Genomic DNA, 12,317 nt, shown 5'->3' on the forward strand with positions numbered 1-12,317 from the left:
CCCTTCATCAGAAACGCAGGTCCGCGCGCAGGTACCAGTAGCGGCCACGCGGGATGTCGTAGGTCGAAGCGTCGTAACCGTTCAACGAGCACGACAGGCAGATCGGCGGATCCTTGTCGAACACGTTGTTCAGGCCAGCGGTCAGCTGCAGCCCCTTCATCCAGTCGATCTTGTAGCCCACCTGCATGTCATGGAAGGTGGTAGCCGACAGCGTATTGGTGCCTGCGGCCTGGTTGCTGCAGACCGGGAATACAGAGGCGTCACCGCAGTTCTCGGTCAATTCGGAGATATGCCGAACGGTCCAGTTGGCACTCCAGCGGTCCAGCGTCCAGCCGATGCTGGCATTGCTGGTCCATTCCGGAATCGAGCTGTCGGCCACTTCCACGCCCGGCTTCTGCGGCTGCTTCTGGCCCGCCGCACCGGTGGCCTCGTAGCGGCCGACGAACGTGTTCTTCCAGCCCAGCTTGAACTGGCCGATCGAGCTCTGCGGCAACGTCCAGAACAGATCCACGTCCCAGCCATCGGTCTTGATCGAGCCGAGATTGGTCAGGCGGTTGTTGAAGCTGCTCACTGCACCGGTATTGGCGCGCGTGATGCCATCGCAGTAGATCGGATCCAGCGTTTCCACGCACAGGTCCAGCTGGGTCTGCGCGTTGATTGCCTGGATCGCGCCATCGATGGCATGGCGATAGAAGGTCACCTCCACGTCGAAGCGCTCGGACCACGAGGTGTTGTTGCCAAACCACGGGCTCCACACGAAACCGGCACTGAAACTGCGCGAGCGCTCCGGATCCAGCTCGCGGTTGCCGCCGGTGGTCACCGAGATCTGCGAGTTGGCCTGCTGGAAGCCGGCCGGCACGCCCAGCGCGGCACAGTTGGCGGCGCTGCCGCGCGGCGGCGTACCGCCCAGGCCCACCGAGCATGGATCGAACAACTGCAGGTCGGCACGCGCGGCCGAACCGTACAACTCACCGATCGAAGGTGCACGGAAGCCCTCGGCATAGGTCGTGCGCAGCACGAAATCGTCGGTCACCTGCCAGCGCAGGCCGTACTTGGGCGTGAACTCGCCACCGAAGGTGGAGTAGTCCGAATAGCGGCCGGCCAGGCTCAGGTCCAGCTTCTTGCCGAATGAAGAGTCGGCGAAGATCGGCACGCTCAACTCCAGATAGGCCTCGTTGACGTCATACGAGCCGGACGTCGGCTGCGAAGGCACGCCGTTGTAGTGGCCCGCCACCGTCAGCGGATCGGGCTGGTACGAACCCTCGTACTTGCGATACTCGAAGCCGGTAGCGAACGACACCGGGCCGGCCGGCAGCGTGAACAGGTCGCTGGACAGGTTGGCGGTGAACAGGCTCAGTTCGTTCTGGCTGCGGTCACGCACCACCGGCTGGATCCACTTCAGCATGTCCGGAGTGATCGAACCGGCACCGCCGAAGATGTTCAGCGGCACGCAGCCCGGCGTCGCCGCACAGACGGACGGATCGCCCAGCGCCATGTTGACGTTGTAGATGTTGTAGCTGCCGTAGTTGGTCTGTTCGGCCTTGTTCTTGCTGTACATGCCGTTGACGTCCCAGTACCAGCTGCGGTCAGCCGCCTGGAAGTTGCCGACGAAGCCGGTGGCGAAATACGTGGTGTCCACTTCCTGCTTGAACACGCGCGCGCCGCCTTCTACTGGACGGCGACCGATCAGGCTCAGGTTGTCACCCGAGACCAGGTCGAAGCCGAACGGGTTGTACGGGTTGAGCGCAGACACGGTGATGTTGTCGGCCAGCGGATTGCCGGTGGCGCCATCGGGGCCGAAGAACAGCGGCTCGGGGCCGGCCTGGTTGGTCGACTCACGGCGGTTGCCCAGTGCCTTGACGTACCACTGCACGTTGTCGGTGATGTCGAAGCGGAACTGACCGAACAGGCCCTTACGCTCCGACGGTGTCAGCACCATGTTGTATTCGGCGAAGTTGAAGCGATCAGCACTGGTGAAGCAGTGATAGTCATCGGTGCGCGCGCAGCCGGCACTGCCGTCGTAGCGCGGGTTGCTCACGCCGGTATTGGGCACGATGTTCTGCACCGCACCGGTGTTCGGGTCGGTGAACATGAAACGGCCCTGCGGAATGCCACCGCTGCCGAAGGCCAGGCCGGTGCCGGGAATCGGGAAGCGCGACTGCTCGCGGTCCTTGGCGAACACCGGATCCTGCTTGGTCCAGCTGGCGCCGAGGAACAGGCTGAAGCGGTCGCCGCTCTTGCCCCAGGCCAGGTCCACGCCCTTCTGCGTGCCATCGCCCTTGCTGTACTCGCCGTAGTTCAGGGTCACCTGGCCGCCATCGAAATCACGACGGGTGATGATGTTGACCACGCCGGCAATGGCATCGGAGCCATACAGCGACGACGCGCCATCTTCGAGCACTTCGATGCGCTCGACGATGGCCAGCGGAATGGTGTTGAGGTCGGTGGCCGAGCCCACACCGGAGGCGGACGACTCATTGACCCAGCGGATGCCGTCAACCAGCACCAGCACGCGCTTGGCGCCCAGATGGCGCAGGTCCACCTGCGCCGAGCCAGCACCTACACCACTGCCATCGGGCGGGAAGCCGAAGTTGCCGGACGAATTGAACTTGGCATTGAGCGCGGAACCGGAACCGGTGAGCTGCTGCAGCACTTCGCCGATCGAGGTCAGGCCGGTGCGTTCGATATCACCGCGGGTCAGCGTCTGGATCGGCACCTGGCCTTCGACTTCAGCGCGCTTGATGCGGGTACCGGTGACTTCCACCGCATCGAGGTTGGTGGTGGATTGTGCAGCGGCACCCAACGGTGCCAGGGTCATCACGCACAGCGCGACGGCAACCGCCAAAGGGCGGTGGTGCAGGTGATTCATTCGCTCTCTCTCCAAAGGAATGTCGGGACATGGGCTGCCGCACTCCCTCCCTGCATGGCGGCGCCGTCTCCTTTGTAAACAAGTGGTAAAAATCGCGGCGTGATGATCGACACTCTTTCACGCGAAATTGACGCAATTGCAGGCCAATTGCGTCAGATGGCTGCAGGTTATGACCGGACGATATTGTTCACGACAGGCAGCCTTGATGCCGGCTGCGACAGCGCGCGCCGGGGGCTGCCACATTCATGGAAAAGGTCTTTGCCGGACCGTTTCAGGAATAGTTTGAAATTCTCTCTTTCAGAAGGCGCCGCTAGTCGATCCAGCGCAGACTCGCACCTCCAGCCATTCGCGGGAGGGCCGATCATGAAAGCGGTGAGTACGGTGCTGGGTGTCACGACGGTGATGACGCTGCTTTTTTCCCTGGCGGGCGAATCGAGAGCAGGCGGCGTGATCGAGTGCAACAACTGCCCTTCTCCCAACGATGCGGCCTTGGCCTCGGGAGAGGGATTGACGGTTGTGGTGGATTTCGAGAGAGCCGAGTTGACTGCTTTCGACGTTGAACGTGCCCCTGGGACCGGAAGGTGGCGAGCACATCCAACCCCGGTTCCAGCGCAGATTGAAATGGCCTTTCTGCGGATCCTGGATGCGACGCTGTCAGCAGGGGAAGCGCCGCTCATGCAGCAATCACCGCATGAGCGGCAGTGAGACATCGCACTACCGCACGAACGCAATGCGCTCCATGCCGGTCGCCTCGGCTGCGGCCAGAATCCTCGCCATGCCTTCGTATTCGGCCGCCGGATCGGTGGCGATACGCAGCTCCGGCAGGTTGCCGGCATGTTCGCCCGCCTGTGCCTGCAGGCGCGCCTGCAGCTCACTGATCACCATCGGCTGACCATTCCAGCTGAGCTGGTTGGCAGCGTCCAGGCGCAGCTCGATCGGCGGTGGCGGTTCGGGACGGTCGACCACGCGATCGGTGGCCTGTGGCAACTGCACGGCTATCGGCCGGGCCACGATCGGCGCGGTCACGATGAAGATGATCAACAGCACCAGCATCACATCCACCAGTGGCGTGACATTGATGTCCGCCAGCGGGCCGCTTCTTCCTGCGCTACTGAACGCCATGTGCCGCTCCCTGCAGCCGGGCCGTTCGCCCAAGCTCGACACTACGTCGCCCGCAGGCTCGCGAGGCAGTGCCTGCAGCACGAGCATTCAGCTGCCGTTGCCGACCCATCGCGTGCACGCAATGCGAAACTGAATTCAGCCATTGCCCGCTATGCTGCCCGCCATGACCCGACGCTCTTCGACCGCCCTGTCCCTGCTGCCCTTGGCCACCACGCTGCTGATCGGCTGCGCCAATGCCCAGTCCCTCGACGCCCAGAACGCGCAGCTGAAGGCCGCGATCGCTTCCGCCGAACGCGGCCAGTTCGATCCCGGCCAAGCCGCCGCACTCAGCCGCCATCCTGCATACGGCTGGCTGGAGTACGCCAACCTGCGCCGCAACATCGACACCGTCGATACCGCGCAGGCGCAGGCCTTCCTCAAGCGCTACGACGGCCAGGCCGTGGCTACCACCTTCCGCAGCGTGTGGCTGCCCTCGGTCGCACGCCGCCAGGACTGGCCGACCCTGCTGGCCAACTGGGCGCCCACCGACAATGCCGGCCTGCGCTGTGCGCAGCTGACCGCGCGCCAGGTGACGGGCAAGGTCGATCCGCAGTGGATCAGCGAGGCACAGGACCTGTGGCGCAAGAACGGCAAGTCGCTGCCGGACGGCTGCGACGCGGTATTCGCCGTGCTGCAGGCACAAGGCGGCCTGAGCGACGCCCTGCGCTGGGAGCGTATCGATGCCGCCGCCGACGCACAGCAGCCGGCCGTGATGCGCAGCGCCGCACGCGGCCTGCCCGCCGCGGACCTGGCGCAGGCCAACAGCTACGCCGCCTTCGTCGACAAGCCCAATGCCAGCGCATTGAACTGGCCGCGCAACGAGCGCAGCCGACGCATCGCCACCGATGGCCTGGCCAAGCTGGCCAAGGCCGACCCCGGCGCCACCGAACAGCAGCTGCCGCAGTACGCACAGGCGCTCGGCCTGAGTGCCGACCAGCGGGGCCAGGTGCTGTACCAGATCGCGCTGTGGACGGTGGCCTCCTACCTGCCCGATTCGGCGCGCCGCCTCAACGCGGTGCCCGAATCGGCGTATGACGAACGCCTGCACGAATGGCGCGTGCGCGAAGCGATGTCGCGCGGCGACTGGCCGGCGGCGCTGACCGCGATCCGCAAGATGGCCAGCAAGCAGCGCAGCGACCCGCGCTGGCGCTACTTCGAAGGCCGCATGCTGGAGAAGACCGGCCAGGCCCAGCAGGCCCAGCCGCTGTTCCGCGATGCGGCACGTGCACCGACCTTCCACGGGTTCCTGGCCGCCGACAAGCTGCAACAGGGCTATACCCTGTGCCCCTGGAAGCCGAACGACAGCGCGCAGGCACAGGCGGTGATCGCGCGCGACCCGGCCATCCAGCGCGCGATGGCGCTGTACCAGATCGACCGCGCCGGCTGGGCCGTGGCCGAATGGAACAGCGCGCTGTCGCGCTTCGATGACACCCAGCGCCGCCTCGCGGTACGCGTCGCGCAGGACAACGGCTGGTTCGACCGCGCCGTGTTCGCGCTCGGCAAGCAGCCGCAGGAACAGCGCCTGTACGACCTGCGCTTCCCGCTGCACCACGACGCCACCATCCGCCGCGAATCGGCACGCAACGCGATCGATCCGGCCTGGGTGGCGGCAGAGATCCGCGCCGAGAGCACCTTCACCCCGCGCGCGCGCTCGCCTGCCAACGCCATGGGCCTGATGCAGGTGCTGCCGGCCACCGGCGCCGGCGTGGCCAAGTCGATCGGCCTGACCGGCTACGGCGGCGCCGACAGCCTGTACGACCCGGACACCAACATCGCAATCGGTACCGCGTACCTGCGCCAGCTGATGAACAAGTACGACGGCCTGCCGTATGTAACCATCGCCGCCTACAACGCCGGCCCGACCCCGACCGCGCGTTGGCAGGGCCAGCGCCCGGGTTATGACCCGGACCTGTGGATCGAGACCATCAGCTACAAGGAAACCCGCGAGTACGTCGCGCGCGTGCTGGCCTTCAGCGTGATCTACGACTGGCGCCTCAATGGTGATGCGCTGCCTCTGAGCGACCGTCTGATGGGCCGCCTGGTGGACAAGCGCAAGAGCTTCAGCTGCGCCGCCAACGCTGACCAGGGCGGCGATTGATCGCACTGCGGTCGTGCCGGCCGCTGGCCGGCTTCGGCCATTATCCAAGGGTTGCCGGCCAGCGGCCGGCACTACCCGGCATCCGTTTCCCGGGGAGGGGAAAGCGATGAGCCTGCTGGCCTGGATCGGGATATTCGCCGCCTGGAGCCTGTTCGCCACCTGGGTGCTGCGCTGGGGTGGCGCGGCCTGGATGGAAGGCTGGAAGTCGCTGGCCTTCGTCGACAGCTGGGGCAGCCTGTGGGACGAAGCGCAGATCAAGCTGTACTTCCTCTGCCTGTGGATCGTCTACGGCCTGTGGTTCCTGGCCGGCCTGTTCGTGCCGGAGTGGCGCGGCCTGCCGTGATTCCTCTTCATCGGTAGTGCCGGCCGCTGGCCGGCAACCGCCATTGTCCAAGGGTTGCCGGCCAGCGGCCGGCACTACCGATGCTCATGCACCTACCGTGCGATCATCCCCCCATGAAGATCTATCTTGTCGGCGGCGCCGTGCGCGACCGCCTGCTGCAGCGCCCGGCCGGCGACCGTGACTGGGTCGTCGTCGGCGCCACGCCCCCGCAGATGGAAGCGCAGGGCTTTACTGCGGTGGGCCGCGATTTCCCGGTGTTCCTGCACCCGAAGACCGGCGAGGAGTACGCGCTGGCTCGCACCGAGCGCAAATCCGGCCGTGGCTATCGCGGCTTCGTGGTCGATGCCGATCCGGCGGTCACCCTTGAAGAAGACCTGCAGCGCCGCGACTTCACTATCAACGCGATCGCCTGCGATGAGGAAACCGGCACGCTGGTCGATCCTTACGGTGGCGTTCGCGATCTTGAGCAGCGCGTGCTGCGCCACGTCGGCCCTGCGTTCGTGGAAGATCCACTGCGCGTGCTGCGCGCGGCGCGCTTCATGGCGCGCTTCGCGCCACTGGGCTTCACCGTCGCCGAAGAGACCATGGCGCTGATGCGCGAGGTCGCCGCCAGTGGCGAGCTGGACGCGCTGGTGCCGGAACGCGTCTGGCAGGAACTGCGCAAGGCGCTGGTCAGTGAACGGCCCTCCGCCTTCCTGCGCACGCTGCACGATGCGCAGGCGCTGGGCCCGATCCTGCCCGAGCTGGAAGCGCTGTACGGCGTGCCGCAGCGTCCCGAATTCCATCCGGAAGTCGACACCGGCATCCACCAGGAAATGGTCAGCGACATGGCCGCGAAACTGGCACCGGGTGATGACCTGGTCGGCTTCGCTGCCCTCACCCACGATCTCGGCAAGGGCCTGACCCCGCCGGAGGAATGGCCGCGCCACATCATGCACGAGCAGCGCGGCATCAAACCGCTGAAGGCATTGTGCGCGCGGTTGAAGATTCCCACCGAGCACCAGCAACTGGCCGAAGCGGTCTGCCGCGAGCACTTGAACGTGCACCGCATCGACGAACTGCGCGATGCCACCGTGCTGGAACTGCTGGGCCGCTGCGATGCACTACGCCGGCCGGAACGCGTGGCCCGCATCGCGCTGTGCTGCGAGGCCGACAAGCGCGGCCGGCTCGGTTTCGAGGACGCCGACTACCCACAGGGCGAAACGCTCAAGCGCCTGCACCAGGCGGCGCTGTCAGTGCAGGCACGGGATCTGGATACGACGCACCTTAAGGGTCCCGCCATCGGCGAAGCGCTGGCCAAGGCGCGGGTAAAAGCCATCGCCGCCGCCCGCTGAAGCCCTGGTAGTGCCGGCCGCTGGCCGGCACCTTCACATCGCCCGTCTATCGACGACGCTTGCGCGAGAAGTGGTCGACTGCATGAGCACCCAACAAGATAGGTTGCATCAAGAGGAAGAGCCAACCACCCAACCGGAGCGTCTCCACCGGATTGAACCGGGTGATGAACGCAGCTGCCAGTGCCAAACCCGCAAGAAGGCCGATCTCATAGACCCACAGCGATCGGTTAGAACGCTTGCCCACGATGCTCCTTTCCATTGAACAGGACGCACTTGCAAGCCATCGCCGCCGTCCGGCATCACGGGTAGTGCCGGCCGCTGGCCGGCAACCAGACAATCCCTGGATTCAGTGCGCCATGCCGCGGGTGATTGCCGCCGCACGCTGCTTCAGCTGGGCCACGGCATCGGGAATCATCTCCATGCCCACGTCCAGGCCCGGGTTCAGCACCAGGCCGACGCCATCGCCGATACCGGCCAGCAGCGCGTGCACCGCGATCGGCATGGCATGCGCAAACTGCGGCAGCTGCTCGTGCCACAGGCCCGCGCGCTCGGGGGCGGTGAACACCGCGAACATCGGCTCGCCGCTCTCGCTGGTCAGCACCAGCGGCGAAATGCTCTCGTCCCAAGCGCCATCTTCGCCGATGGCCTTGTCCAGCAGCACGAACGCCGTCGAGGTCAGCAGGCCGTCGAGGAACTGCGCTGCGGTCAGCGTGCCGTCCTGGGCCTGCAGCAGGCGCACCTCGAGATCGTTGAGGGGTTCGAACGGGGTGTCGTGGTCCATGGTCGGTTCCGGTACGTGATTGCAGGGCAGACTTTAACAGGCCCGCTCCTCAACCGAGGAATCCGTGCCGCCACAGCCAGCCCAACGCCGCCAGACCGGCCACCACCACAAGCATCAGCGGCAGGCCGATGCGGTGCCGCCACGGGATCGGCACCCCGCCCAGCTGCTGGTCCATGGTGTCGGTGTCCAGCACCCAGCCGTGCCCGCACCGGCTGCAGGCCAGCTCGTAGCGGCGATGGTAGGTGAGGCCAAACAGCAGGTCGATGCGCGCCATCTTGTAACGCAGCTGAGGCGCGAACTCGGTTTCCGTCTGGCAGCGCAGGCAATGGTGGGCTTCGGTTGGGCCGACGATCAGCACCCGTTCCTGCTGGCCGATCAGGATCATGGGTCAGCGCGCCTGGCAGGCGGGCTGGGCCAGCAGCCAGGCTTGGGCGGCGGCAAGGGTGGCCGGCCCGCTGGCCGTAGCCTGATCCGGCTGCATTCTGCCACCGTCGCCCTGCCCGTTACGATCGGTCATCACGTTGTGGGTCACCAACAAGGTGGTACCGTCCACCAGCGTCGTCGGTCGATTGCCGGTAGAAAAGCCCGCGCTCGGCTGACCGAAACTACGACTCCCAGGTTGCCCTCGAAACGCGAGTGCCACTGCTTCGCCGGAGCTTGCAGTGCCTGCCCCCATCACCACCGCCACCGGCGCCGTGCCCGCACGCAGGTGATAGGCGGCCTGTCGCGAGCGCAGCCCCTGCGTGCCGTCCTGCCTGACCTCTCCTTCTCCTTGCCGCCACCACTGCAGACCATCGGCACTGCGGAAGGCGCCGATCAGCGCCCCCTGTGTATCCGGCGTGCCGTGCAGCAAGGGCAAGAGCCCAAGCAGCATCGGCCACATGTTGCCGCCGCCATTACTGCTCACGTCGACCACCCAGGCACAGCGCGTGCCGTCATCCAGGTCTACGACGCGTTGCTGCAGGGCCAGCGCGTAGGCCTTGCGCGCCTCATAGCGCTCCTGTTCACTGCGCTGCAGATCCTCCACGAAGGGGCCGACCTTCAGCACGCCAATGCGGGCATCGACCTTCGGGGATTCTGCCAACGCAGCGCCCTGCCCAGCATTCACACGCTGGGCGCGACCGGAGCGATCGCGCTGCTGGCTGGGCGATATCCATCGGCCATGCCCACCACTGCTACGCGCGGCCGCCTCATCCAGCACGCGGCGCTGCTCTGCACGATCATCGCCTGCGGCGGCCAGCCGCGCGCGGGCATCACTCCAGTCGACGCGATCGCGGTACAGCGATTGAGTCTCCAGCAGATGCAGCATCTGTTCAAGTGCTTCGGCAGATGGCAGTTCCACGGCCGCAGCGGGTGCTGCCAGTGCCGGGCCGCCACAGGCCAGCAGCAATGCTGCGCCCAGGATCGCGCGTGCGGGAAGTCGAGAGTTCATTGACGCATCCTTGTCAGTGTCCAGCGCCGCAGCATAGCGGCGAACGGCATCAGTGCCCAGCGCACGCCGGCCGGGCCAGCAGCCATGCCTGTGCGGCAGCAAGGGTGGCTGCATCGCCGTCCGTTCGCTGGTCGGGCGATATCTTCAGCCCGTCGCCGCGGCCGGTGCGGTCCCGCATCACGCTGGTGGTCAGCAGCAGCGCGCTGCCATCAGCCAGCGGCCGCATCACGTTGGCGGTGGACAGCCCCGAGGTGGGCTGGCCGAAACTGCGCGTCTGCGGCCGACCGCGGAAGGAAAGTACAGTGGCCTCTCCGGAGCTGGCAGTGCGCGGCCCGGTCAGCACGGCGACGGGCGCGCCCGGATGTTTGAGCAGATAGCCGGGCCCACCAAGATCGATCCGCACGCGATCGCCAAGACGCACACTGGACGAGGTCAGCTGCCAGAGCGACGGACCCTCTGCGGCAGCGAAGGAACCCACGTTCTCGTCGGCGCTGGGCGTGACGCGCAACAGCGGGGCCACGCCCAGCAGCATCGGCCACATGTTGCCACCGGTGTTGCCGCGCAGATCGACAATCCAGCCGCAGCGGCTGCCGTTGTCCTGGTCATCGATGATCGCCTGCCAGCGCTTGGCACGCTCCTTCATCTGCTGGTGCGCCGTGAGGCCCTGCATGACACTGTAGCCCTCGATCTCCACCCGGCCGATGCGCGGGTCCAGTGCTTCGGCCGGGGCCGTCGTTGCTTTCTGGGCCACTGTCGCTGTGCCATTGGCGCGCGCCAGGCGTTCTGCCTTCGCCTGCAGCTGCTTTGCGCTGATCCAAGCCCCGTGCCCGCCGGAACTGCGGCCGATGGCCTGCCGGAGCACTGCACGGGCCTCAGCCGGCTCGTTCTGCGCCGCCTTCAGGCGCGTGCGGATGGCCCGCCAGTCCACCCGGTCGCGGTACAGCGATTCCTTCTCCAGCATGTCCAGCAACTGGGCCTGTGCCTGTGCTGTCGGCAGGTCGATGGCGTCTGGTGCCACGGCCTGGGCGGTGGTGCAGAACAGGGCGCCCAGTGCAGTGGCCATCACGCGGAGATCAATAGACATTCGACGTTCCTTCGTCGTGAGCAGGTACCGCAGCATACGCGCTTGCCGCCGTCGTTGTGTGTCGGCTTTGGCACTCCCCATGCGGGGCGTGATTTACAACTTTGCTCATGTCGTTGCTCGAGTGAAAGCGCGAAGGTGGCTGCGCCAACGTACTTTGCGCTGGCCGGGATTGGCGTCCTGAATCAAACATCGAAGCGATCGATTTGCCGCATCAACGGCAATCGCGACAATGCACCGGCTCGCCCATGGCGGGCGGTGCGTGGGGATCCTCGTGATCCGTCGGCTTTTTTCGCTTTGATTTTGACCGGCACGCCAACCCGCACCGCCCGCCACCTTGCATCCCGCAGGTGGCCTTGCCTTGTGAGGTTGCTGCCATGAACACGCCCTACCCCACCTATCCACGCCTGCAGGCACTGCTCGGCGCTGCCCTGCCCGGCCTGCAGCTGTCCAACACCGCAGCCGAAGCGTTGGAAGATGCGCTCACCGAAGTCCACGAACAGGCGCCGCCCTCCGCATTCTTCGCGCGGTTGCACGGCGTCGCTCACAGCCACGGAGCCGACGGCCAGGCGTGGCGCGAGCGGCAACTCAGCGAGGCGCGCGGTCGGGAACTGGCCGAGGCGACGCGCTGTCTTGCCGCATTGTCCGCCTGCGGCGGTGTGTTGCTGGCCGCACAATCGGCGCGCGAGATGGAGGACGCGGCGGCACAGTGTCCGCCGCAGATGGAGGAAGGCCTGCTGCATGCAGTGGTGGTGTTGGCCGATCATGCCGGGGCGTTGGTCGCGCCCGAGCTGCTGCCGATACGAGCCAACGAATGCTGCTAGATGTTGCAATCCTGCTGGAGAAATCGCCCCATGAGAAAGCCATCAGATCAAGCAATGGACGACAAGAGATATGAATTACTTCGGAGATTCGTGCAGGCGATATCAGATCGGGATAGCACCACACTGCAGGAAGACTTTGGCCTGACCTCAGTCATGATTCTGGAAATCTACGAACTTCTGCCGGTGTACTTCCTAGAAGGTGCCGCCATTTCCATCCCTCCACCTGCGCGCGACGCAGCAGACGACTTGATACCGTTGATGACCACATATGACCGTGGAGATGGTGACAGTGCAGTTGAGTGCTATCTCCTCGAGGACGGCGAGCCCAGCGAAGCCGTTCTTCATGTCCATTTCGAGAGAGGTAATCTCATCTACGGATTCATCAATTCATAGC

13 protein-coding genes are annotated in these 12,317 nt (G+C 65.8%); 6 read left to right on the forward strand and 7 right to left on the reverse strand.

The window, feature by feature from the left end:
- Nucleotides 1–7: 7 nt before the first annotated feature.
- Entirely contained in the window at nt 8–2,869 is a 2,862-nt protein-coding gene (locus ACZK5G_RS18990) for a TonB-dependent receptor (RefSeq protein ID WP_032128961.1), read from the reverse strand.
- A 102-nt stretch (nt 2,870–2,971) separates the two neighbouring features.
- On the opposite strand from ACZK5G_RS18990, the gene ACZK5G_RS18995 reads away from it, so the two are divergent.
- On the forward strand, nt 2,972–3,574 hold the full coding sequence (locus tag ACZK5G_RS18995; RefSeq protein WP_478464410.1) for a hypothetical protein: 603 nt from the start codon (nt 2,972–2,974) through the stop codon (nt 3,572–3,574).
- A 9-nt stretch (nt 3,575–3,583) separates the two neighbouring features.
- On the opposite strand, the gene ACZK5G_RS19000 is transcribed toward ACZK5G_RS18995, so the two are convergent.
- Nucleotides 3,584–3,991 carry an ExbD/TolR family protein gene (locus tag ACZK5G_RS19000; protein ID WP_071229521.1) on the reverse strand — a complete coding sequence of 136 codons (408 nt, stop codon included), beginning with the start codon at nt 3,989–3,991 and terminating at the stop codon, nt 3,584–3,586.
- Between the two features lie 151 nt (nt 3,992–4,142).
- Between ACZK5G_RS19000 and ACZK5G_RS19005 the strand changes: the two genes are divergently transcribed.
- The 3 genes from ACZK5G_RS19005 to ACZK5G_RS19015 all read left to right on the forward strand — a co-directional run bounded on the left by ACZK5G_RS19005 (nt 4,143) and on the right by ACZK5G_RS19015 (nt 7,805).
- Nucleotides 4,143–6,128, forward strand: coding sequence for a transglycosylase SLT domain-containing protein (locus ACZK5G_RS19005; protein WP_478466534.1), 1,986 nt, complete (start codon nt 4,143–4,145; stop codon nt 6,126–6,128).
- Nucleotides 6,129–6,234: 106 nt separating this feature from the next.
- On the forward strand, nt 6,235–6,471 hold the full coding sequence (locus ACZK5G_RS19010) for a hypothetical protein (RefSeq protein WP_049429401.1): 237 nt from the start codon (nt 6,235–6,237) through the stop codon (nt 6,469–6,471).
- A 113-nt stretch (nt 6,472–6,584) separates the two neighbouring features.
- Nucleotides 6,585–7,805 carry a multifunctional CCA addition/repair protein gene (locus ACZK5G_RS19015; protein ID WP_478464411.1) on the forward strand — a complete coding sequence of 407 codons (1,221 nt, stop codon included), beginning with the start codon at nt 6,585–6,587 and terminating at the stop codon, nt 7,803–7,805.
- 46 nt (nt 7,806–7,851) lie between these two features.
- Here the strand turns inward: ACZK5G_RS19015 and ACZK5G_RS19020 are convergent, their stop codons facing one another.
- The 5 genes from ACZK5G_RS19020 to ACZK5G_RS19040 all read right to left on the reverse strand — a co-directional run bounded on the left by ACZK5G_RS19020 (nt 7,852) and on the right by ACZK5G_RS19040 (nt 11,102).
- Nucleotides 7,852–8,049 carry a hypothetical protein gene (locus ACZK5G_RS19020; RefSeq protein ID WP_125895627.1) on the reverse strand — a complete coding sequence of 66 codons (198 nt, stop codon included), beginning with the start codon at nt 8,047–8,049 and terminating at the stop codon, nt 7,852–7,854.
- Between the two features lie 102 nt (nt 8,050–8,151).
- Nucleotides 8,152–8,586 (reverse strand): SseB family protein, encoded by a 435-nt coding sequence (locus ACZK5G_RS19025; RefSeq protein WP_005419309.1) that lies wholly within the window; start codon nt 8,584–8,586, stop codon nt 8,152–8,154.
- Between the two features lie 49 nt (nt 8,587–8,635).
- Nucleotides 8,636–8,971 (reverse strand): hypothetical protein, encoded by a 336-nt coding sequence (locus ACZK5G_RS19030; RefSeq protein ID WP_478464412.1) that lies wholly within the window; start codon nt 8,969–8,971, stop codon nt 8,636–8,638.
- A gap of 3 nt (nt 8,972–8,974) precedes the next feature.
- Nucleotides 8,975–10,018: a S41 family peptidase gene (locus ACZK5G_RS19035; protein ID WP_478464414.1), complete on the reverse strand. Its 1,044-nt coding sequence runs from the start codon at nt 10,016–10,018 to the stop codon at nt 8,975–8,977.
- 49 nt (nt 10,019–10,067) lie between these two features.
- On the reverse strand, nt 10,068–11,102 hold the full coding sequence (locus ACZK5G_RS19040; protein ID WP_478464416.1) for a S41 family peptidase: 1,035 nt from the start codon (nt 11,100–11,102) through the stop codon (nt 10,068–10,070).
- 374 nt (nt 11,103–11,476) lie between these two features.
- Here ACZK5G_RS19040 and ACZK5G_RS19045 point away from each other — a divergent pair, with 374 nt between their 5' ends.
- On the forward strand, nt 11,477–11,923 hold the full coding sequence (locus ACZK5G_RS19045) for a hypothetical protein (protein ID WP_478464417.1): 447 nt from the start codon (nt 11,477–11,479) through the stop codon (nt 11,921–11,923).
- A gap of 30 nt (nt 11,924–11,953) precedes the next feature.
- A complete protein-coding gene (locus ACZK5G_RS19050) occupies nt 11,954–12,316 on the forward strand; it encodes a hypothetical protein (protein ID WP_478464419.1) in 363 nt (120 codons plus the stop codon).
- Nucleotide 12,317: the final 1 nt, after the last annotated feature.

The sequence above is a fragment of the Stenotrophomonas sp. 62841_Sma genome, from assembly GCF_056482945.1.

Excerpts from the sequence above, each read along its gene's own strand:
- ACZK5G_RS19030 (WP_478464412.1), bottom strand. The coding sequence starts at position 8,971 with ATGATCCTGATCGGCCAGCAGGAACGGGTGCTGATCGTCGGCCCAACC.
- ACZK5G_RS19010 (WP_049429401.1), top strand. The coding sequence starts at position 6,235 with ATGAGCCTGCTGGCCTGGATCGGGATATTCGCCGCCTGGAGCCTGTTC.
- ACZK5G_RS19000 (WP_071229521.1), bottom strand. The coding sequence starts at position 3,991 with ATGGCGTTCAGTAGCGCAGGAAGAAGCGGCCCGCTGGCGGACATCAAT.
- ACZK5G_RS18990 (WP_032128961.1), bottom strand. The coding sequence starts at position 2,869 with ATGAATCACCTGCACCACCGCCCTTTGGCGGTTGCCGTCGCGCTGTGC.
- ACZK5G_RS18995 (WP_478464410.1), top strand. The coding sequence starts at position 2,972 with ATGATCGACACTCTTTCACGCGAAATTGACGCAATTGCAGGCCAATTG.
- ACZK5G_RS19045 (WP_478464417.1), top strand. The coding sequence starts at position 11,477 with ATGAACACGCCCTACCCCACCTATCCACGCCTGCAGGCACTGCTCGGC.
- ACZK5G_RS19025 (WP_005419309.1), bottom strand. The coding sequence starts at position 8,586 with ATGGACCACGACACCCCGTTCGAACCCCTCAACGATCTCGAGGTGCGC.
- ACZK5G_RS19015 (WP_478464411.1), top strand. The coding sequence starts at position 6,585 with ATGAAGATCTATCTTGTCGGCGGCGCCGTGCGCGACCGCCTGCTGCAG.
- ACZK5G_RS19005 (WP_478466534.1), top strand. The coding sequence starts at position 4,143 with ATGCTGCCCGCCATGACCCGACGCTCTTCGACCGCCCTGTCCCTGCTG.
- ACZK5G_RS19035 (WP_478464414.1), bottom strand. The coding sequence starts at position 10,018 with ATGAACTCTCGACTTCCCGCACGCGCGATCCTGGGCGCAGCATTGCTG.
- ACZK5G_RS19050 (WP_478464419.1), top strand. The coding sequence starts at position 11,954 with ATGAGAAAGCCATCAGATCAAGCAATGGACGACAAGAGATATGAATTA.
- ACZK5G_RS19040 (WP_478464416.1), bottom strand. The coding sequence starts at position 11,102 with ATGTCTATTGATCTCCGCGTGATGGCCACTGCACTGGGCGCCCTGTTC.